At 59.5% G+C, this 21,089-nt stretch carries 20 protein-coding genes; 14 read left to right on the top strand and 6 right to left on the bottom strand.

What is annotated here, in order from left to right:
* The first annotated feature begins 84 nt into the window (after positions 1 to 84).
* The 6 genes from AC193Q_RS13425 (at position 85) to AC193Q_RS13400 (ending at position 7,245) form a co-directional block, all read left to right on the top strand.
* Positions 85 to 1,386 carry an ABC transporter substrate-binding protein gene (locus AC193Q_RS13425; RefSeq protein WP_047295984.1) on the top strand — a complete coding sequence of 434 codons (1,302 nt, stop codon included), beginning with the start codon at positions 85 to 87 and terminating at the stop codon, positions 1,384 to 1,386.
* Positions 1,387 to 1,617: 231 nt separating this feature from the next.
* The gene (locus AC193Q_RS13420) at positions 1,618 to 2,526 is read left to right on the top strand and encodes a carbohydrate ABC transporter permease (protein WP_003227452.1); all 909 of its coding nucleotides are present in this window, start codon (positions 1,618 to 1,620) and stop codon (positions 2,524 to 2,526) included.
* Entirely contained in the window at positions 2,519 to 3,364 is an 846-nt protein-coding gene (locus AC193Q_RS13415) for a carbohydrate ABC transporter permease (RefSeq protein WP_007969317.1), read from the top strand. The genes AC193Q_RS13420 and AC193Q_RS13415 overlap by 8 nt, the downstream gene beginning before the upstream one ends.
* A gap of 2 nt (positions 3,365 to 3,366) precedes the next feature.
* Positions 3,367 to 4,527 carry an ABC transporter ATP-binding protein gene (locus tag AC193Q_RS13410; RefSeq protein ID WP_027612564.1) on the top strand — a complete coding sequence of 387 codons (1,161 nt, stop codon included), beginning with the start codon at positions 3,367 to 3,369 and terminating at the stop codon, positions 4,525 to 4,527.
* A 226-nt stretch (positions 4,528 to 4,753) separates the two neighbouring features.
* Positions 4,754 to 6,103, top strand: coding sequence for a carbohydrate porin (locus AC193Q_RS13405; protein WP_047295980.1), 1,350 nt, complete (start codon positions 4,754 to 4,756; stop codon positions 6,101 to 6,103).
* A gap of 287 nt (positions 6,104 to 6,390) precedes the next feature.
* Positions 6,391 to 7,245 carry a D-hexose-6-phosphate mutarotase gene (locus AC193Q_RS13400; protein ID WP_047295978.1) on the top strand — a complete coding sequence of 285 codons (855 nt, stop codon included), beginning with the start codon at positions 6,391 to 6,393 and terminating at the stop codon, positions 7,243 to 7,245.
* Between the two features lie 147 nt (positions 7,246 to 7,392).
* On the opposite strand, the gene AC193Q_RS13395 is transcribed toward AC193Q_RS13400, so the two are convergent.
* Positions 7,393 to 8,253, bottom strand: coding sequence for a MurR/RpiR family transcriptional regulator (locus AC193Q_RS13395; RefSeq protein WP_169842436.1), 861 nt, complete (start codon positions 8,251 to 8,253; stop codon positions 7,393 to 7,395).
* 226 nt (positions 8,254 to 8,479) lie between these two features.
* Between AC193Q_RS13395 and zwf the strand changes: the two genes are divergently transcribed.
* The 4 genes from zwf (at position 8,480) to AC193Q_RS13375 (ending at position 12,335) form a co-directional block, all read left to right on the top strand.
* The gene (zwf, locus tag AC193Q_RS13390; RefSeq protein WP_047295976.1) at positions 8,480 to 9,946 is read left to right on the top strand and encodes a glucose-6-phosphate dehydrogenase; all 1,467 of its coding nucleotides are present in this window, start codon (positions 8,480 to 8,482) and stop codon (positions 9,944 to 9,946) included.
* The gene (gene pgl / locus AC193Q_RS13385; protein WP_047295975.1) at positions 9,933 to 10,646 is read left to right on the top strand and encodes a 6-phosphogluconolactonase; all 714 of its coding nucleotides are present in this window, start codon (positions 9,933 to 9,935) and stop codon (positions 10,644 to 10,646) included. The genes zwf and pgl overlap by 14 nt, the downstream gene beginning before the upstream one ends.
* Before the next feature lie 17 nt (positions 10,647 to 10,663).
* A complete protein-coding gene (locus tag AC193Q_RS13380; RefSeq protein ID WP_121186828.1) occupies positions 10,664 to 11,329 on the top strand; it encodes a bifunctional 4-hydroxy-2-oxoglutarate aldolase/2-dehydro-3-deoxy-phosphogluconate aldolase in 666 nt (221 codons plus the stop codon).
* Positions 11,330 to 11,609: 280 nt separating this feature from the next.
* Positions 11,610 to 12,335: an intradiol ring-cleavage dioxygenase gene (locus AC193Q_RS13375; RefSeq protein WP_047295971.1), complete on the top strand. Its 726-nt coding sequence runs from the start codon at positions 11,610 to 11,612 to the stop codon at positions 12,333 to 12,335.
* A gap of 5 nt (positions 12,336 to 12,340) precedes the next feature.
* Here the strand turns inward: AC193Q_RS13375 and AC193Q_RS13370 are convergent, their stop codons facing one another.
* Positions 12,341 to 13,522, bottom strand: a complete 1,182-nt coding sequence (locus AC193Q_RS13370; RefSeq protein WP_121186826.1) for an aminotransferase class V-fold PLP-dependent enzyme — start codon at positions 13,520 to 13,522, stop codon at positions 12,341 to 12,343.
* A 28-nt stretch (positions 13,523 to 13,550) separates the two neighbouring features.
* On the bottom strand, positions 13,551 to 13,787 hold the full coding sequence (locus AC193Q_RS13365; protein ID WP_121186824.1) for a DUF3820 family protein: 237 nt from the start codon (positions 13,785 to 13,787) through the stop codon (positions 13,551 to 13,553).
* A 206-nt stretch (positions 13,788 to 13,993) separates the two neighbouring features.
* Between AC193Q_RS13365 and AC193Q_RS13360 the strand changes: the two genes are divergently transcribed.
* Complete coding sequence (locus AC193Q_RS13360) at positions 13,994 to 14,461, top strand: ferritin-like domain-containing protein (protein ID WP_025112834.1); 468 nt, start codon at positions 13,994 to 13,996, stop codon at positions 14,459 to 14,461.
* A gap of 140 nt (positions 14,462 to 14,601) precedes the next feature.
* Here the strand turns inward: AC193Q_RS13360 and AC193Q_RS13355 are convergent, their stop codons facing one another.
* Positions 14,602 to 15,072: a MaoC family dehydratase gene (locus AC193Q_RS13355; RefSeq protein WP_003227420.1), complete on the bottom strand. Its 471-nt coding sequence runs from the start codon at positions 15,070 to 15,072 to the stop codon at positions 14,602 to 14,604.
* Between the two features lie 43 nt (positions 15,073 to 15,115).
* Positions 15,116 to 16,060, bottom strand: a complete 945-nt coding sequence (locus AC193Q_RS13350; RefSeq protein ID WP_121186822.1) for an alpha/beta hydrolase — start codon at positions 16,058 to 16,060, stop codon at positions 15,116 to 15,118.
* A 242-nt stretch (positions 16,061 to 16,302) separates the two neighbouring features.
* Between AC193Q_RS13350 and fadD2 the strand changes: the two genes are divergently transcribed.
* The gene (gene fadD2, locus AC193Q_RS13345) at positions 16,303 to 17,991 is read left to right on the top strand and encodes a long-chain-fatty-acid--CoA ligase FadD2 (RefSeq protein WP_483879617.1); all 1,689 of its coding nucleotides are present in this window, start codon (positions 16,303 to 16,305) and stop codon (positions 17,989 to 17,991) included.
* A 349-nt stretch (positions 17,992 to 18,340) separates the two neighbouring features.
* Positions 18,341 to 20,038: a long-chain-fatty-acid--CoA ligase FadD1 gene (fadD1, locus tag AC193Q_RS13340; protein ID WP_047295961.1), complete on the top strand. Its 1,698-nt coding sequence runs from the start codon at positions 18,341 to 18,343 to the stop codon at positions 20,036 to 20,038.
* Between the two features lie 123 nt (positions 20,039 to 20,161).
* Here fadD1 and AC193Q_RS13335 read toward each other — a convergent pair whose 3' ends face one another.
* On the bottom strand, positions 20,162 to 20,539 hold the full coding sequence (locus AC193Q_RS13335) for a hypothetical protein (protein ID WP_041068691.1): 378 nt from the start codon (positions 20,537 to 20,539) through the stop codon (positions 20,162 to 20,164).
* A 196-nt stretch (positions 20,540 to 20,735) separates the two neighbouring features.
* On the opposite strand from AC193Q_RS13335, the gene AC193Q_RS13330 reads away from it, so the two are divergent.
* Positions 20,736 to 20,927 carry a CsbD family protein gene (locus AC193Q_RS13330; protein ID WP_414868301.1) on the top strand — a complete coding sequence of 64 codons (192 nt, stop codon included), beginning with the start codon at positions 20,736 to 20,738 and terminating at the stop codon, positions 20,925 to 20,927.
* The last annotated feature ends 162 nt before the right edge of the window (positions 20,928 to 21,089 follow it).

Below are 21,089 nucleotides of genomic sequence, written 5' to 3'. Positions count from 1 at the left end.
TGCGAAGGGAATCGCCCTGTTTAAACTCCTGTGCAGCGCAAGCACCAGACTTGCATGCATAACAACAAGAAAGGTACATCTCAGATGAATGCGATTTCTCGCCTCGCTACTGTCATTTCTGTCGCCTCCCTGTTCCCGCTCGCAATTCTGCCTCTCAGTGTGTCCGCTGCCGAATCCAAAGGTTCGGTCGAAGTCGTGCACTGGTGGACGTCCGGTGGCGAAAAAGCCGCTGTCGATGTGCTCAAGGCGCAAGTTGAAAAAGACGGTTTCACCTGGAAAGACGGCGCTGTCGCCGGCGGTGGCGGTGCCACGGCCATGACCGTGCTGAAGAGCCGCGCCGTGGCCGGCAACCCGCCGGGCGTGGCCCAGATCAAAGGCCCGGATATCCAGGAATGGGCCTCCACCGGTCTGCTCGACACCGACGTCCTGAAGGACGTGGCCAAAGAAGAGAAGTGGGACAGCCTGCTCGACAAGAAAGTCTCCGATACCGTGAAGTACGACGGTGATTACGTGGCCGTACCGGTGAACATTCACCGCGTGAACTGGCTGTGGATTAACCCGGAAGTCTTCAAGAAAGCCGGCATCACCAAGAACCCGACCACCCTCGAAGAGTTCTACGCCGCTGGCGACAAGCTCAAGGCTGCGGGCTTCATCCCGCTGGCTCACGGCGGTCAGCCTTGGCAGGACAGCACCGTGTTCGAAGCCGTGGTGCTCTCGGTCATGGGCGTTGATGGTTACAAGAAAGCCCTGGTCGATCTGGACAACAAGGCGCTGACCGGCCCGGAAATGGTCAAGGCGCTGACCGAGCTGAAAAAAGTCGCGACCTACATGGACGCCGACGGCAAAGGTCAGGACTGGAACCTGGAAGCGGCCAAGGTCATCAACGGCAAGGCCGGCATGCAGATCATGGGTGACTGGGCCAAGTCCGAATGGACCGCTGCCAAGAAAGTCGCCGGCAAGGATTACGAGTGCGTAGCCTTCCCGGGCACCGACAAAGCGTTCACCTACAACATCGACTCCCTGGCGGTGTTCAAGCAGAAAGACAAAGGCACTGCGGCCGGTCAGCAAGACATCGCCAAAGTCGTGCTGGGGGAAAACTTCCAGAAAGTCTTCAGCATCAACAAAGGCTCGATCCCGGTACGTAACGACATGTTGAACAACATGGACAAACTCGGTTTCGACTCCTGCGCGCAGACCGCTGCCAAGGACTTCCTGGCTGACGCCAAATCCGGCGGCCTGCAACCGAGCATGGCGCACAACATGGCGACCACGCTGGCGGTGCAGGGCGCGTTCTTTGATGTCGTGACCAACTACATCAACGACCCGAAAGCCGACCCGGCTGATGCGGCCAAGAAACTGGGCGCGGCGGTTCAGGCGGCCAAATAACCGTCAGTAGCGCAGGCCCTTCTTTGTGGGAGCGGGCTTTGTGGTGAGGGGATTTATCCCCGATGGGTTGCGTAGCAGCCCCGGAAAGTTGCAGCGGTGGAGTACCAGAAAGACCGCGTGCAAAGGTTTTGCGACTGCTTCGCAGCCGATCGGGGATAAATCCCCTCACCACAGAGCTCGCTCCCACAAGGGATCTCACTGTAGTTTTTATTCCCTGTACTGGATTTCCCCATGAGTTCTGTTGCTGTGTTCAGCAAAGCCTCGCCGTTCGATGCACTGCAGCGCTGGCTACCGAAACTGGTGCTGGCGCCGAGCATGTTCATCGTGCTGGTAGGCTTCTATGGCTACATCCTGTGGACGTTCGTGCTGTCGTTCACCACCTCGACGTTCCTGCCCAACTACAAGTGGGCCGGACTGGCGCAATACGCCCGGCTGTTCGACAACGACCGCTGGTGGGTGGCGAGCAAGAACCTCGCGGTGTTCGGTGGCATGTTCATCGGCATCACGCTGGTGATCGGTGTGCTGCTGGCGGTGTTCCTCGACCAGCGCATCCGTCGCGAAGGCTTTATCCGCACCATTTACCTGTACCCGATGGCGCTCTCGATGATCGTCACCGGTACTGCTTGGAAATGGCTGCTCAACCCGGGCATGGGCCTGGACAAATTGTTGCGTGACTGGGGCTGGGAAGGCTTCCGTCTGGACTGGCTGATCGACCCGGATCGCGTGGTGTACTGCCTGGTGATCGCCGCTGTGTGGCAAGCCTCGGGCTTCATCATGGCAATGTTCCTCGCCGGCCTGCGCGGGGTTGATCAGTCGATCATCCGTGCCGCACAGATCGACGGTGCGAGCATGCCGACCATCTACTGGAAAGTCGTGCTGCCAAGCCTGCGTCCGGTGTTCTTCAGTGCGGTGATGATCCTCGCCCACATCGCGATCAAGAGCTTCGACCTGGTCGCGGCGATGACGGCGGGTGGCCCGGGGTATTCCTCCGACCTGCCGGCGATGTTCATGTACTCCTTCACCTTCAGTCGCGGCCAGATGGGCATGGGCTCGGCCAGTGCGATTCTGATGCTCGGTGCGATTCTCGCGATCATCGTGCCTTACCTGTACTCCGAGCTGAGGACCAAGCGTCATGACTAGTCTCGCTGCCAAACCCGCGTTCAGCCTCAGTCGTGTGGCGATCTACGCGGTGCTGATCCTCGCGGTATTGCTGTACCTGATCCCGCTGGTGGTGATGCTGCTGACCAGCTTCAAGACCCCGGAAGACATCAGCACCGGCAACCTGCTGAGCTGGCCGACCGTGGTCAGCGGCATCGGCTGGGTCAAGGCCTGGGCCACGGTTGACGGTTACTTCTGGAACTCGATCAAGATCACCGTGCCGGCCGTGGTCATCTCCACCGCCATCGGCGCGTTGAACGGTTACGTGCTGTCGTTCTGGCGCTTCCGTGGTTCGCAGCTGTTCTTCGGTCTGCTGCTGTTCGGTTGCTTCCTGCCGTTCCAGACCGTGCTGCTGCCGGCCTCGTTCACCCTCGGCAAGATGGGCCTGGCGAGTACCACCACCGGCCTGGTCTTCGTGCACGTGGTCTATGGTCTGGCGTTCACCACGCTGTTCTTTCGCAACTACTACGTGAGCATTCCCGATGCGCTGATCAAGGCTGCACGGCTGGATGGCGCGGGTTTCTTTACGATCTTCCGGCAGATCATTCTGCCGATGTCGACCCCGATCATCATGGTCTGCCTGATCTGGCAGTTCACCCAGATCTGGAACGACTTCCTGTTCGGTGTGGTGTTCTCCAGCGGTGATTCGCAACCGATCACGGTGGCGCTGAACAACCTGGTCAACACCAGCACCGGGGCCAAGGAATACAACGTTGATATGGCAGCGGCGATGATCGCCGGGCTGCCGACCCTGCTGGTCTATGTGGTCGCAGGCAAGTATTTCGTGCGCGGGCTGACGGCCGGCGCAGTCAAGGGGTAATCATGGCAACGCTCGAACTTCGCAACGTCAACAAGACCTACGGTGCCGGCCTGCCGGATACCCTGAAGAACATCGAACTGTCGATCAAGGACGGTGAGTTCCTGATCCTGGTCGGCCCGTCGGGCTGCGGCAAGTCGACCCTGATGAACTGCATCGCCGGCCTGGAGACCATCACCGGTGGCGCGATCATGATCGGCGACCAGGACGTCAGCGGCATGAGCCCGAAGGATCGTGACATCGCCATGGTGTTCCAGTCCTACGCGCTGTACCCGACCATGAGCGTGCGCGAGAACATCGAGTTCGGTCTGAAAATTCGCAAGATGAGCCAGTCGGCGATCGATGAAGAAGTCGCCCGCGTGGCCAAGCTGCTGCAGATCGAACACCTGCTCAACCGCAAACCGGGCCAGCTCTCCGGTGGGCAGCAACAGCGCGTGGCAATGGGCCGTGCGTTGGCACGTCGGCCGAAGATCTATCTGTTCGACGAACCGCTGTCGAACCTCGACGCCAAGCTGCGCGTCGAGATGCGCACCGAAATGAAACTGATGCACCAGCGTCTGAAAACCACCACCGTTTACGTGACCCACGACCAGATCGAAGCGATGACCCTGGGCGACAAGGTTGCGGTGATGAAGGACGGGATCATTCAGCAGTTCGGCACGCCGAAAGAGATCTACAACGACCCGGCCAACCTGTTTGTGGCGAGCTTCATCGGTTCGCCGCCGATGAACTTCATCCCGCTGCGTCTGCAACGCAAGGACGGTCGCCTGCTGGCGCTGCTCGACAGCGGCCAGGCCCGTTGCGAACTGCCGATGAGCATGCAGGACGCAGGGCTTGAAGATCGCGAAGTGATCCTCGGCCTGCGCCCGGAACAGATTGTCCTGGCGAACGGCGAGGGCAATGGCCTGCCGAGCATCAAGGCCGAAGTGCAGGTTACCGAGCCGACCGGTCCGGACACCCTGGTGTTCGTCAACCTGAACGAAACCAAGGTCTGCTGCCGCCTGGCACCGGACGTGGCGCCGCAGGTGGGCGAAACCCTGACCCTGCAATTCGATCCGTCGAAAGTGTTGTTGTTCGATGCCAAGACTGGCGAGCGTCTGGGCGTTGCGGGCCAGGCGCAGACCGAGGCGCGGTCGGCGAACGTCGCGCAATTCAAAGGCCGGTAAAAGATCCGTGCAGGAATAAGGTTCATGTGGGAGCTGGCTTGCCAGCGAAGGGGCCGGCACATCCAGCATGGATGTCGCCTGAATCACCGCCATCGCTGGCAAGCCAGCTCCCACAGGGATCGGATTCCAATCAGGAGCACGCGCTGGATTGCCTGTAATCCAGTGCAATTTATGTAAACCGCGTTGGAAAAAAACAGTTAATAACAATAAAGACGAGGATGTAGGGATGAAAAAGAAACACGTCAATGCCCGGTTGATCTGCCAAGTGTCAGCCGCGGCGGCATTGGTGCTGGCCGGCAATGCAATGGCCGCGGATGCGTTCAGCTCCGATTCGAAATGGATGACGGGCGACTGGGGTGGCGAGCGGACCAAGCTGATCGAGCAGGGTATCGACATCAAGGCTGACTACGTTGGGGAAATGGGCGCCAACCTGCATGGCGGCTACAACGACGACAAGACCGGTCGCTACAGCGATCAGTTCGGTCTGGGCGTGGCGCTGGACCTGCAAAAACTCTGGGGCTGGGACAACACTCAGGCCAAGATCCAGTTGACCAATCGTAACGGTCAGAACATCTCCAACGATCGTGTTGGCGATCCGCGTGCCGGCACTCTGTCGTCTTCTCAGGAAGTCTACGGCCGTGGCCACATGGTGCGTCTGACCCAGTTGTGGATTCAGCACCAGTTCTTCGACAACAAGCTCGACGTCAAGGCCGGTTACTTCGGTGAGGGCGAAGACTTCAACACCTTCCCGTGCGACTTCCAGAACCTGGCGTTCTGCGGCTCGCAAGTGGGTAACTGGGCGACCAACATCTGGTACAACTGGCCAGTCAGCCAGGCCGCGATCCGCGTGAAGTACAACATCAACGACGAGCTCTACGCGCAGATCGGTGCGTACAACCAGAACCCGTCGCAACTGGAACACGGTAACGGCTTCAAGCTCAGCGGCAGCGGCACCAAAGGGACTGTTCTGCCAGTCGAATTGGTCTGGTCGCCGAAGGTCAACAGCCTGCCGGGCGAATACCGCGTCGGTTACTACAAGAGTACCGCTGATGCCAGCGACGTCCGCGAAGACGTCAACGGTTTCGACGCGGCAACCACTGGTGACGCGTACAAAACCCACAGCAGCAAACACGGTTACTGGTTCGTCGCGCAGCAGCAACTCACCAGCCACAACGGTGATGCCAGCCGCGGTCTGAACATCGCTGCCAACGCGACCTTCCACGACAAGGACACCAACTTCATCGATAACTACCAGTCGGTGATGTTTGTCTACAAAGGCCCGTTCGACGCCCGTCCGAAGGATGACGTCGGCATTGGCGCGGCGCGTATCCACGTCAACGATGACGTGAAGAAAAACGCCGAACTGCTGAATGCCTCCAACGGTGTTTCGGATTACGACAATCCGGTGTTCTCGCCGATTCGTGAAACCGAATACAACTACGAGATCAACTACGGCTTCCACGTCACCAACTGGCTGACCGTGCGTCCTAACCTGCAGTACATCACTCACCCGGGCGGTGTTGATGCCGTGGACAACGCTTTGGTCGCTGGCCTGAAAATTCAGTCTACGTTCTGACGCGTCTGCGATAAGCTCCTCTCCATGTGCGCATATTTGCGGACAGCCCAGGCTGTCCGCTTTTTTTTGCGATAGACGTCCGATGATATACCTGTGGCGAGGGGATTTATCCCCGATGGGTTGCGAAGCGACCCCAGAACTGCAACCGTTTTCACCCTGACATACCGTATGCAATTGGTTCAGGGCCGCTCCGCGCCCCATCGGGGATAAATCCCCTCGCCACAGTGTTCACTCTCACTGGGCACAAAGGTAATTGAGTACCCCCATGATTTTCAGGACCGTGGCCAATGCATGAGCATCCGCTGCAACGCTTCTTCAAATCCCTGCGCGAACGACCGGTTTTTGCCTGGGAGCGCTATCAGATGCGCGATGTGCTGGTGATCGACCATCCGCTGTGTCAGGCGGTGTTCAGTCGGCAGGGTGCGCAGTTGCTGCACTTTCAGCCGCGTGGACAGAAACCGTGGTTATGGTGCGCGGCGAAGTGGCCGCACGTGGGCGCCATACGTGGTGGCGTGCCGGTGTGCTGGCCGTGGTATGGCCGCCATCCGAGCGAAAACGCGTGGCCGTCCCATGGCTGGGCGCGACTGCTCGACTGGAAATTGCTCGACAGCAGCAGCGCCGAGGATGGCGTGCGCCTGCATTGGCAATTGCAGTTGTGCGATTGGCAGGTCGACCTGCATGCGCATCTGGGTGAACGCATGGAATTACGCCTGAGCACCGAGCATCAGGACGACATGCCGTGCCAGTTGAGCCAGGCTTTGCATGCTTACTGGCGTATTGGTGACGTGGGTGAGATAGCGCTGTCTGGCCTCGAAGGTGCGCAGGGTTATGACCAGTTGAGGCGCCAGTCCTGCCAGCAGGAAGGCGAATTGCGCGTGGAGGGCGGTTGTCAGCGGGTGTTCCAGCACGACGGCGAATTGCAGCTCAAGGATCACGCCTGGCAGCGCGAATTGTGCATCGATACCGGTGACAGTGGCGACACCGTGGTCTGGCATCCTGGTTCGCGACCATTGCTGGGTGTGAGCTGGGATGAAGTAACGGAGTTTGTCTGTGTTGAAGCGGCGGCGGGCGGTACCGACAGCCTGCATCTGGCGCCGGGGGAGAAGGCGCATTTGAGTTTGCAGGCGTGGGCTGCTGCCTGAGTTTGTACGGTGGCTGCTGGCCCCATCGCTGGCAAGCCAGCTCCCACAGACTCAGTGGCGGTCATGGATTTTGTGGACGACCCGGACACTGTGGGAGCTGGCTTGCCAGCGATGAGGCCGGATCATTCAATAAAGAATTATCAGGCCTCAGTTGAACTCGTCACCCACCGGATACCGGCTGGCATTCAAGCTCTCCTTGATCTTGCGCAGATGCGGCTGGAAATCCACCCCGCGACGCAGCGTCATGCCGGTCGCCAACACATCCAGCACTGTCAACTGAATGATCCGCGAGGTCATCGGCATATAGATGTCAGTGTCTTCCGGCAGCGGAATATTCAGGCTCAGGGTACTGGCTTTGGCCAGCGGCGAATTCTCCGCGGTCAGGCCCAACACCGAAGCGCCGTTCTCCCGGGCGATGCGCGCCACTTCCACCAGTTCGCGGGTGCGCCCGGTGTAGGAAATGATCACGAACAGCTCGCCAGTGTGCGCCACCGACGCAATCATCCGCTGCATCAGCACATCGGCATGGGCGGTGACGGCGAGGTTGAAACGGAAGAATTTGTGCTGCGCATCCAAAGCCACAGGCGCTGACGCACCGAGGCCGAAAAAGTGGATCTGCCGCGCCTGGATCAACAGGTCGACGGCGCGGCTGATCAGGTTCGGATCGAGCGCCTGGCAAGCGCTGTCCAGCGAAGCGATGGCGCTGCCGAAAATCTTCTGCGTGTACGCCTCGGGATTGTCATCGGCCTCCACCGCGCGGCTGACATATGCCGCGCCACTGGCCAGGCTCTGCGCCAGTTGCAACTTGAGTTCAGGGTAGCCGCTGACACCGAACGAACGGCAGAAACGGTTGACCGTCGGCTCGCTCACCGACGCGGCCTGGGCGAGGGCGGCGATGCTGAAGCGGGTGGCCTGCTGCGGGTTGAGCAGGATCACCTCGGCGACTTTGCGTTCGGCCTTGTTCAGCTCTTCAAGGCGACTCTGGATCTGTTCCAGTAAATTTCGCACGCGGTCCATATGGAATTCCTAATTCACCTGCGCAAAGGTGCGCCGGGCTATGCAAATTGGGCCTTTGATGTGGCCCGTGACGGTGGCCTATCCTACTGATGGCTCCGACCGACCACCACTCGGAATCTGTATTTTGCGAAAATGTTGTGGTTATTACTACATTTTCCCTTGAGTGATGCCTTGAAAAAAGGTATTTGTAGCTTAACTTGATAAAAGAACAAACATCATGCCTTCGATTACGGTTGAACCGTGCACCTTTGCCTTGTTCGGCGCTCTGGGCGATCTGGCCCTGCGCAAGCTGTTTCCTGCCCTTTATCACCTCGATGGCGCCGACCTGTTGCACGAGAACACGCGCATTATCGCGCTGGCCCGTGAACCCGGCTCCGAGCAGCAGCACCTGGCGTTTATCGCCGCCGAATTGCGCCGTTACGTCGGCAAAGAGCTGGACGAGGCGGTGGCCGAGCGCTTTCTCGCGCGCCTGAGCTATCTGCACGTCGACTTCCTCAAGGCTGAAGACTATGTGGCGCTGGCCGAAGCGGCCGGCAGCGCGCAACGCATGATTGCCTACTTCGCCACACCGGCAGCGGTGTACGGCGCGATCTGCGAGAACCTGGCGAAAGTCGGTCTGGCAGAAAACACCCGCGTGGTCCTGGAAAAGCCGATCGGCTCCGATCTGGAATCCTCACGCAAGGTGAACGACGCCGTGGCACAGTTCTTCCCGGAGAACCGCACCTATCGCATCGACCACTACCTGGGCAAAGAGACCGTCCAGAACCTGATCGCCCTGCGTTTCGCCAACAGCCTGTTCGAAACCCAGTGGAACCAGAATTACATCTCCCACGTGGAAATCACCGTGGCCGAGAAGGTCGGCATCGAAGGCCGCTGGGGCTACTTCGACAAGGCCGGCCAGCTGCGCGACATGATCCAGAATCACCTGTTGCAGCTGCTGTGCCTGATCGCCATGGACCCGCCGGCGGACCTGTCCGCCGACAGCATCCGTGACGAAAAGGTAAAGGTACTCAAGGCCCTGGCGCCAATCAGCCCGGAAGGCCTGACCACGCAAGTGGTGCGCGGTCAGTACATCGCCGGGCACAGCGAAGGCAAGTCCGTGCCGGGCTACCTCGAAGAACCGAATTCCAATACCCAGAGCGACACCGAAACCTTCGTTGCCCTGCGTGCCGACATCCGCAACTGGCGCTGGGCCGGCGTGCCGTTCTACTTGCGGACCGGCAAGCGCATGCCGCAGAAGCTGTCGCAGATCGTCATCCACTTCAAGGAACCGTCGCACTACATCTTTGCGCCGGAACAGCGCCTGCAAATCAGCAACAAACTGATCATCCGTCTGCAACCGGACGAAGGCATTTCCTTGCGTGTGATGACCAAGGAGCAGGGTCTGGACAAGGGCATGCAACTGCGCAGCGGCCCGCTGCAACTGAATTTCTCCGACACCTGGCGCAGTGCGCGGATCCCCGACGCCTACGAGCGGTTGTTGCTGGAAGTGATGAACGGCAATCAGAACCTGTTTGTCCGTAAAGATGAAATCGAAGCCGCGTGGAAGTGGTGTGACCAGTTGATCGCCGGCTGGAAAAAATCCGGTGACGCGCCCAAGCCGTATGCGGCCGGGTCGTGGGGGCCGATGAGCTCGATTGCACTGATCACGCGGGACGGGAGGTCGTGGTATGGCGATATCTGATGTGAAACTGCCTGCGGGCGTCCACGCTCATCAGTTCAAGAGTCCGGTGCTGTTGGCCGAAGGTCTGGCGCTGAATGTTGCCAAGCAACTGAGCGATGCCATTTCGGCACGCGGCAACGCGGTGCTGGTGGTTTCTGGCGGTCGCAGTCCGGTGGCGTTTTTCCAGCACCTGGCCAAGCAGGAGCTGGACTGGTCGAAGGTCGTCGTGACCCTCGCCGACGAGCGCTGGGTACCGGTCGAACACGCCGACAGCAACGCCGGTCTGCTCAAGCAGTACCTGCTCAAGGGGCCGGCCGCCAAGGCGCAGTTCCTCAGCCTCTACAGCGCGGCGGCCAACGTCGAGCAGGCTGCGGAGCAGGCCGACCGCTTGCTTGCCGAATTGCCGCCGATTGACGTGCTGGTGCTGGGCATGGGCGATGACGGTCACACCGCGTCGCTGTTCCCCGACAGCCCGAACCTGAATGAAGCCTTGCAGGTTGACGGCAGCCGTCGCTGCTGGCCGATGCTGGCGCCGAGCGTACCGCGTCAACGCCTGACCATGAGCCGCGCGCTGCTGGCTTCGGCGAAGCACAAGATTCTGTCGATTTCCGGTCAATCGAAACTGACCACACTGAATGCCGCACTGGCATCCGACGACGTCGCGGCCATGCCGGTGCGCGCGTTTCTGCAACCTACGTTAGAGATCTACTGGTGCCCATGAGCCAAGGAACAGCCGCTATGACAACCCCATCCCCGACCGTTTCCATGGCGGACAAAGTTGCCCTGATCGACAGCCTCTGCGCCAAGGCGCGGATCCTGCCGGTGATCACCATTGCCCGTGAACAGGATGTGCTGCCGCTGGCCGACGCCCTGGCCGCGGGTGGTCTGACGGCGCTGGAAGTGACCCTGCGTTCGCAGTTCGGCCTCAAGGCGATCCAGATCCTGCGTGACCAGCGTCCAGAACTGGTGACCGGTGCCGGCACCGTGCTCGACCGCAACATGCTTGCGGCGGCTGAAGCGGCGGGTTCGCAGTTCATCGTCACCCCAGGCATCACCCGTGACCTGCTCGAAGCCAGCGTCGACAGCCCGATTCCGCTGCTGCCAGGCATCAGCAACGCCTCTGGCATCATGGAAGGCTATGGCCTGGGTTATCGCCGCTTCAAGCTGTTCCCGGCGGAAGTCAGCGGTGGCGTGGCGGCGATCAAGGCCCTCGGCGGCCCGTTCGGTGAAGTGAAATTCTGCCCGACCGGTGGCGTCGGCCCGGCCAATATCAAGAGCTACATGGCGCTGAAAAACGTCATGTGCGTGGGCGGCAGCTGGATGCTCGATCCGGAGTGGATCAAGAACGGCGACTGGGCGCGCATTCAGGAATGCACCGCCGAGGCCCTGGCACTGCTGGACTAAACGTTTTACCTGACACTTCGTTGTGTGTTCTACGGCTTTACGGTGCGCTTGGTCGGTGCACCGTTTTTTTTGCCCGAAGAAAATCCAACCCCTGTAGGAGCTGCCGCAGGCTGCGATCTTTTGATCTTGATTTAAAAAACAACATCAAAAGATCGCAGCCTGCGGCAGCTCCTACAGTGGGGGCGTGCGGGATCACCGTTACGCTGCGATACATAGTTACCGCACCGAGAGCGGCGCGCGCCGTTAATCTGCGTTCATCTTATGGAAGAGAGAACGCGTCATGGAACGAGACATTTCAGCCGCAACACCCCAACCGGTGTATCAACTGGCGCCCGAGCAGATCGCCGGGCCGTATTTCCGCAATCCCAAATTACTGCGACGCAATATCAGCGAGGGCGCCGAGGGCCTGCCACTGCTGCTGCGCCTGACGATCGTCGACGCGATGACCGGCGAGCCGGTGAGCGGCGCGCTGGTGGATATCTGGCACTGCAACGCGCGGGGCGCCTATTCGGGGTGGAGCCGGATCAATCCGGATCGGGAGGTCGACACCGATGCCATCGGCTCGATCCCGCGTACCGATGATGACACCTACCTGCGCGGCAGCCAGTTCTGTGATCAGCAGGGGCGGGCGCGCTTCACCACCATCTATCCGGGTTTCTACGCCGGTCGGGCGCTGCACATTCATGTGGCCGTGCGCATGGTTACCGGCCGTGAATATCTGGATGAGCGCAACGTGGCCTGGGTCGGTCAGCTGTATTTTCCCGAGGTGGTGTCACGCGCCGTGCTCAATGCCCGGGACTATCGCGGGCGGGCCTCTGCACCGTTGAACAACGCCGAGGACAGCTACTACGCCAACATGGGCGGCGAGGGCTCAACCTTGACGGTGTGGCCGATCGGCCGCGACTCTCACGAGGACGGTTTCTTCGGCCAGCTGACCATTGGCATCGACACCTTTGCCGCCTCGTCGCAGATCAAGCCCGAGGACTTCGACAAGTACACCGTGTGAACGGATCAGCGCAGCTCGTTGAGTGCACGGGTCAGCAACTGCATGTCAGCCGCCGTGGTGGTCAATCCCGGAGTGATACGGATGCTCGGCCCGCTCGCTGCACCGTTACGCACCACGGTGAACAAGTTGTACTCATCGAGCAGACGCTCGACCATTGCCTGTTGATCGGCGTGACGAGTGAAACGCATCGAGGTGATCCCGCAATACAAGCGCGGATCGTCCGGGGTCACCACTTCGATCCCCGGCAAGTGGCGCACGGCGCTGACCCACAGGTTGCGCAGGTAATTCAGTCGCGCGCCCTTGGCTGCTGCGCCGCCGAGCGAACGATGCTCCTCGAGCGCCAGCGGCAGGGACATCAACGCCGGAATGTTCGGTGTGCTGTACGGCGTGCGCGCGCGGATGTCGCTGGCTGGAAAATGCATTTCGCCCATGTCCGGATCAATGTCGGCAAGGCGCTGCGGAGCGATGTACAGAAAACCCAGAGTCAACGGTGCGCCAATCCATTTGTGCAGATTGAAGCCAGCGAACGAGATGCCCAAGGCTTCAAGGTTGAACTCTATCTGGCCGAGGGCGTGGGCGCCGTCGAGGATGATGTCTACGTCATGTTGTTTCGCCAGCGCGGCGATGGCCTGCACCGGCATCACCAGCCCCGTGCGATGAGTCACGTGGGTCAGGGCCATCAGCTTGAGTTTTGGATAGCGGACGAAGGCTTCGCGATAGGTATCCAGCAGGCTGTCGAAAGTGGCCGGATGGGTGTGGCTGATCTCGATCACCTCCACACCGCGATGGCGCGCCAGCCAGCGCATGGCGCCTTTGACCGTGTCGTATTCCAGGTCGCAGATCAGCACCTGATCGCCCGGCTGCAGGCGATTGTAATTGCGGATCAGCGACTGCAGCGCATCACTGGCGTTGCGGGTGAAGGCGATGCTCTGCGCGCGCACGCCGATCGTCTCGGCCAGTTGCGCGCGGATGTCGAGGCTGTCGTGCTGTTCGAAACGCTGGCGCACATACACCGAGTTGCGGGTGTTGATCAGCTCGATGTTGCGCTGGTAGTCCTCGATCACCGTGCGCGACATGCGTCCGAAGTAGCCGTTTTCCAGGTTCAGCGGGCCGGTTTGTGCTTCGTAGCGATCGGCGAAGGTTTGCCAGAATGCTTCGTCACGGGCGCGGCGGGTGTTGTCAGGCATGGTCGACTCGGCTCAGGGGGAGGGCGCTTCAGTGGCGCGGGGCGGGTTTGCCGTGTTTGGCGCGTAGCGGTTCAAGCAGCTCCGACAGACCGTTATGGTCGATTTCCTGCATCAGCGCCAACAGTCCGCCGAGCTCGCCGTGAGGGAAGCCTTCGCGAGCGAACCAGTTCAAATAAGGGCCCGGCAGGTCGGCAATGATCCGGCCCTTGTACTTGCCAAAGGGCATTTCACAGGTGATCAGCAGTTCGAGTTTTTCAGGATTCATCAGGGGCAATCATCTGGCTTCGGAACACTCTGGAAAATACAGGCATTCTGCATGCAGGCCAAATGACAGATCATGCAAATAACCGTGATACAGATAGTTCAAATATCTTTAACTTGTTGAAAAACAAGGATTTATTTTTTATCAGAAAGCTGGCACGCACACTGCAATAACCCTTGCATCTTCAACCAACCGCAAGGAATTGAAAAATGACTGACATGAACAAAGAAGCCATCTCTGTACTCAACGACCTGATCGAAACCAGCAAGGACGGTCAGGAAGGGTTCAAGACTTGCGCCGAAGACATCAAGCATCCAGAACTCAAAGCGCTGTTCGCCAAGCGTTCTGCCGATTGCGCTACTGCCGCTGCCGAACTGCAGGCTACCGTGCGCTCGATGGGCGGTGATCCGGAAACCTCTACCAGCGTCAGCGGTGACCTGCACCGTCGCTGGGTCGACGTCAAAGCCATGTTCACCGGCAAGGACGAAGAGGCTGTACTGAACGAAGCCGAGCGCGGTGAAGACCATGCACTCAAGGCTTATCGTGAAGCCATCGAGAAAATCAACAAGCACAACCTGGTCGGCATCCGTGACCTGGTTGAGCGTCAGTACCACGGCGTGCAACGCAATCACGACCAGGTGAAAGCCCTGCGTAACCAGGCTCGCGCGCGTTCGTAAGCGTTTGCAGGTTATAAAAAACGCCAGCTAGTCTGGCGTTTTTTTTGCGTGAGGGAAAAGCCAAAGATCGCAGCCTGCGGCAGCTCCTACAGGGGATCGCATTCCAGGGCAGGAGCTGCCGAAGGCTGCGATCTTTTCCATCAGCCGATGCTGATCGCCGGCAACGTCGGCAGGGTCACGGTCTGTTGCTTGCGCGGCGCGAGAATCTCGGCCTCGCCATCCACCACCAGCTCATCGCGCTGATTGAACACGCGAGTGGCGATGCGCACGCGAAACTTCGGTAACTTCTCGAGAATTTCCAGACGCACGGTCAGGGTATCGCCAATCTTCACCGGTTTCTGAAAGCTCATCTGCTGACCGATGTAGATGGTGCCCGGCCCAGGCAGCTCGCACGCCACGGCCGCGCTGATCAACGCACCGCTGAACATGCCGTGGGCGATGCGTTCCTTGAACATGCTGGCAGCGGCGAACTCGGCGTCCAGGTGCACCGGGTTGTGGTCGCCGGACATCGCGGCGAACAGCTGAATATCACGTTCTTCCACCGTCTTGCTGTAGCTGGCGGTCTGGCCGACTTCGAGGGCTTCGTAAGGGATGTTGGTAACCTGGGTCATCGGTCTTGATTCCTGTGACGGATTAAAGTGAATCCACAAAAAATTATTCGCTGCGATGGGGGCGGCGATGGCTCAGCGCCTGGTCGATCCAGGCCAGCACATCGGCGATCACTTCGTCGCGATTGGTTTCATTGAACAATTCGTGCCGCGCCTGCGGGTAGATCTTCAGTTGCAGGTTCTGGCTGCCGGCCGTGCGTAACGCTGCGGCCAGATCTGTCAGACGCTTGCCTTCGCTCACCGGATCACATTCACCGCCGATCACCAGCAGCGGCAGGCCCGGGTCGATCTGCGCGAGATTGGACGCTTTGCTGATCTGCTGCAAGCCGCCGAGCAAGTCGATCCACAATTGGTTGGTGCAGCGGAAGCCGCACAATGGGTCGTTGGCATACAGATCGACCTCGACCGGGTCGCGGCTCAGCCAGTCAAACGGGGTACGCGCCGGTTTGAATTTTTTGTTGAACGAGCCGAACGACAACCACTCGATCAACGCACTGCGGCCCTTCCCGCCCTGACGCAGTTTTTCGAAACGGGCGATTTGCCGCGCCGCGCCGTAAAGCGCCACCGGCTGGAAGTTCGAACCGCTGAGAATCGCCCCGTGCAGGCTGGCGCTGTGATGCAGCAGGTAACCCTGAGCGAGGTAGCTGCCCATGCTGTGCCCGAGCAGGATGATCGGTACCTCGGGATGCTGCTGGCCGATGTGCTGATTGAGGCTGGCCAGATCGCCGATCACCTTGCACCAGCCGTCGTCATCAGCGAAATGCCCGAGCGTCCCGTGTTCGGCGGTTTTGCCATGCCCGCGCAAATCCGGGGCGTACACACCGTAGCCTTGTTCGCAGAACGCATTCGCCAGCCTTTCGTAGCGAGCGCTGTGTTCGGCCATGCCGTGGGCCAGCAGAATGACTGCTTTCAATGGCGCGGCGGGCAGCCACTGATTGACGAACAGGCGGCTGCGGTCACTCGCGTCCAGCCAGAAGGCACGGTGGATCATGGCAATTCCTTTTTGATCGAGCGGTTACGGCCCGCAGTCGTTGCATTGTATAGCGCGTCCGATCAGCTCACGCCACGGCAGGAAGATTCATACGATCAATGTCGCCATTGCCCTTATTTGCCTCAATGGCCATAACTGCTAGTGTCCGTGAAGCTCCGCTTTTTGCTTTGTGCCCTCAGGGATAAGCGCGAAACCACAGAAAAGCGGCTCCCGGATCGATTCAGGTAAAGAGGACAAGAACAATGCAACCTGATTTCTGGAATGACAAACGCCCCGCCGGCGTACCCCTGAACATCGACATGGGCGAGTTCAAGTCGGTGATCGAGGTGTTTGAGCGTTCCTGCAAGAAATTCGCGGACCGTCCGGCCTTCAGCAATATGGGCGTGACCCTGACCTACGCGGAACTCGAGCGCTACAGCGCGGCGTTCGCCGGTTACCTGCAGGCCCACACCGATCTGGCGCCGGGGGATCGCATCGCGGTGCAGATGCCCAATGTGCTGCAATATCCGATTGCCGTGTTCGGCGCCTTGCGCGCCGGGCTGATCGTGGTCAACACCAACCCGCTGTACACCGCGCGCGAGATGCGCCACCAGTTCAAGGACTCCGGTGCCCGGGCGCTGGTGTACCTGAACATGTTCGGGCAGAAGGTTCAGGAAGTGCTGCCGGACACCGACATCCAGTACCTGATCGAAGCGAAGATGGGCGACATGCTGCCCACCGCCAAGGGCTGGCTGGTCAACACCGTGGTCAGCAAAGTGAAGAAAATGGTCCCGGACTATTCGCTGCCGCAGGCCATCTCGTTCAAGAGTGCGCTGCGCCTGGGCCGTGGTTTGGGGATCAAACCGCTGAAAGTCAGCCTCGACGACATCGCCGTGTTGCAATACACCGGTGGCACCACCGGGCTGGCCAAGGGCGCGATGCTGACCCACGGCAACCTCGTGGCGAACATGCAACAAGTGCGTGCCTGTCTCGCCCAGTTGGGGCCTGACGGTCAGCCACTGCTGCGCGAAGGGCAGGAGGTGATGGTGGCGCCGCTGCCGCTGTATCACATCTATGCTTTCACCGCGAACTGCATGTGCATGATGGTTTCCGGCAACCACAACGTGCTGATCACCAATCCGCGAGACATCGCAGGCTTCATCAAGGAACTGAAGAACTGGCGCTTCTCGGCGTTGCTCGGGCTGAACACGTTGTTCGTCGCGCTGATGGATCACCCGGACTTCAAGACCCTGGATTTCTCCAGCCTCAAGCTGACCAACTCCGGCGGTACCGCGCTGGTCAAGGCCACCGCCGAGCGCTGGGAGCAGATCACCGGTTGCCGCATCACCGAAGGTTACGGTCTGACCGAAACCTCGCCGGTGGCTTGCACCAACCCGTATGGCGAAAAGTCGCGCCTGGGCACGGTCGGCCTGCCGGTGCCGGGTACGCTGCTGAAAGTCATCGATGACGAGGGCGTCGAGCAGCCGATGGGCGAGCGCGGCGAGCTGTGTATCAAAGGCCCGCAGATCATGAAAGGCTACTGGCACAAACCCGAGGCCACCGCCGAAGTGCTGGACGCCGAGGGCTGGTTCAAGTCCGGTGATATTGCGGTGATCGACCCGGACGGCTTCGTGCGCATCGTCGACCGCAAGAAGGACATGATCATCGTCTCCGGTTTCAACGTGTACCCCAACGAGATCGAGGACGTGGTGATGGCTCACCCGAAAGTCGCCAACTGCGCGGTGATCGGTGTGCCGGACGAGCGTTCGGGCGAGGCGGTGAAGCTGTTCGTGGTGGCGCGGGAAACCGGGGTCAGCCTCGAAGAGCTCAAGGCGTACTGCAAAGAGAATTTCACGGCCTACAAGGTGCCGAAACACATCGTGCTGCGTGAGTCGTTGCCGATGACGCCAGTCGGGAAGATTTTGCGGCGGGAGTTGCGCGATATCGCTTAAAGGGCAGAAGCGAAAAGATCGCAGCCTTCGGCAGCTCCTACATGGGAAATGTATTCCCTGTTGGAGCTGCCGAAGGCTGCGATCTTTTGCTTTCAAGGCCCGGAAAACCGGGGCTTTCAGGGTGTTATAGGATTTTTGCTCTAAAATGACTGTTAGAAAGTCTTGAGTCATTAAAGTGACCATGGAGGCCGCTTTTGGCTCTAGTCGGCCCTTGGCAAAGCTGCTACTCTCGGCGCGCTTTGTGACTTCTCGGCCTGTAGAAAAGCCAGATTCACCAATACAAAACACACACCAATAATAATCGCATCAAATGCGGTGAAGAATTCGCGTTGCTGAGGAGTGGGCTTCCATGATCGAAGACTTTTGGAAGGATAAATACCCGGCTGGAATTGCTGCCGACATCAATCCAGACGAGTACCCGAATATTCAGGCAGTGTTGAAGCAGTCCTGCCAACGCTTCGCCAACAAACCGGCTTTCAGCAACCTGGGCAAGACAATCACCTACGGTGAACTGTACGAATTGTCCGGTGCGTTTGCCGCGTATCTGCAACAGCATACCGACTTGCAGCCCGGTGATCGAATTGCCGTACAACTGCCCAACGTTCTGCAGTACCCGGTCGCCGTCTTCGGTGCGATCCGCGCCGGGCTGATCGTGGTCAACACCAACCCGCTGTACACCGCGCGGGAAATGGAACACCAATTCAACGACTCCGGCGCCAAGGCCCTGGTGTGTCTGGCCAACATGGCGCACCTGGCGGAAGCCGTGGTGCCGAAAACCGGGGTCAAGCACGTCATCGTCACCGAAGTCGCCGACCTGCTGCCGCCGGTCAAGCGCCTGCTGATCAACAGCGTGATCAAGTACGTGAAGAAGATGGTACCGGCCTATCACCTGCCTAAAGCCGTCAAGTTCAATGACGTGCTGAGCAAGGGCCAGGGCCAGCCGGTGACCGAAGCCAACCCGCACAGCAGCGATGTCGCGGTGTTGCAGTACACCGGCGGCACCACCGGCGTGGCCAAGGGCGCGATGCTCACCCATCGCAACCTCGTCGCCAACATGCTGCAGTGCAAGGCGCTGATGGGATCCAACCTCAACGAAGGCTGCGAGATCCTGATCACCCCGTTGCCGCTGTACCACATCTATGCGTTCACCTTTCATTGCATGGCGATGATGCTGATCGGCAACCACAACATCCTGATCAGCAACCCGCGCGACCTGCCGGCGATGGTCAAGGAACTGTCGAAGTGGAAGTTCAGCGGTTTCGTCGGCCTGAACACGCTGTTCGTGGCGCTGTGCAACAACGAAGGTTTCCGCAAGCTGGATTTCTCCAACCTGAAAGTCACCCTGTCCGGCGGTATGGCCCTGCAACTGGCCGCGGCCGAGCGTTGGAAAGCCGTGACCGGCTGCTCGATCTGCGAAGGTTACGGCATGACCGAAACCAGCCCGGTGGCCACGGTCAACCCGATCCAGAACATCCAGATCGGCACCATCGGCATTCCGGTGCCGTCGACCCTGTGCAAAGTCATCGACGATGCCGGTGTCGAGCAGCCGATGGGCGAAATCGGCGAGCTGTGCGTCAAGGGCCCGCAAGTGATGAAGGGCTACTGGCAGCGTCAGGAAGCCACCGACGAAATCCTCGACAGCGAAGGCTGGCTGAAGACCGGTGACATCGCGCTGATTCAGCCCGATGGCTACATGCGCATTGTCGATCGCAAGAAAGACATGATCCTGGTGTCCGGTTTCAACGTTTACCCGAACGAACTGGAAGACGTGCTGGCAACCTTGCCGGGCGTGTTGCAGTGCGCGGCCATCGGCGTGCCGGACGAGAAATCGGGCGAGGCGATCAAGATCTTCATCGTGGCCAAACCGGGCGTCACCCTGACCAAGGAAACCGTGATGGAACACATGCGCGCCAACGTCACCGGTTACAAGGTGCCGCGTTCGGTGGAATTCCGCGATGCACTGCCGACCACCAACGTCGGCAAGATCCTGCGCCGCGAGCTGCGTGACGAAGAGCTGAAGAAGATCAAGGCGAAGAACGCCGCGTAAAACAGAAAGCCCCGCAAATGCGGGGCTTTTTGTTGAAGATCAAAAGATCGCAGCCTTCGGCAGCTCCTACAGAGTTCAATGTAGGAGCTGCCGAAGGCTGCGATCTTTTGCTTTATGCGGTTGTTACTGCCGGAACGGCGCGAAATTCACGTTGGTGCCCGCCGGACGCATGTCCTGCAGGTACGAATCCTTGTCTGCACTCAATTCCAGGCTCAACGCCGCCTTGCGCTTGCCTTCGTTGCGAATCACCAGGCCTTCGAGCTTTTCCCGCAGAAACACGGTTGGCACTTTCAGGTGCAGCAGTTCGTCGGTGGCCGGGGTGTGCATCAGCAGGTGAATCCACTCGTACTGACCGACGGCCAGACGCGATACCGGCAGGTCGAACCACCAGATGTTGCGGTTGCGGTTCAGTTCGGCGAAGTGGCAGTTGTTGGTGCCGAGCACAGCGCCGCCCAGTTCCTGGTTGCGACGGGCAATGGCCTGCTTTTTATCGAGTTTCATAACATTCCTGCGGGGTCTGATCGTTGGCGCAGCGCGCCCATAGCTGCGCATTCTCGGGGCTTGGGGGGCAAACATAAAGCCCAACCTGCATTGCGCGACGAAATGAACGGCAAAAATAAATGAAACTCGTGGCAAACCCGGTCAGTCAATCATTACGTACTGACTTTTCCCCTTCAATGCACCAAGGAGAAACACCATGAGTAGCACTGGCGATAAAGTAAAAGGCATGGCCAACGAAGCCGTTGGCAACGTCAAGCAAGGTGTCGGTAAAGCCACCGACAACAGCAAGCTGCAGGCTGAAGGCAAGGTTCAAGAGAAAAAAGGCGAAGCCCAGCAAGCTGTCGGCAAAGCCAAAGACGCCGTCAAGAAAGGTGTCGACAAGGCGTAATCGGGCCTTGAACGAAATACACGAGCGGCCATCCAAGGATGGCCGTTTTTGTGTCAAAACCCGACAGCCATCCACGAAGGTCGCCAAGTAGGCTACCGTGATGTAGAAAACGGCCCCTGAGTCGCCACGACTTCAACCTGTAATGCGGCGAAAGGAGACGCG

Source organism: Pseudomonas sp. F2 (genome assembly GCF_057174385.1).
The sequence above is the reverse complement of the archived record's forward strand: the minus strand, read 5'-3'. Positions and strand labels throughout refer to the sequence as shown.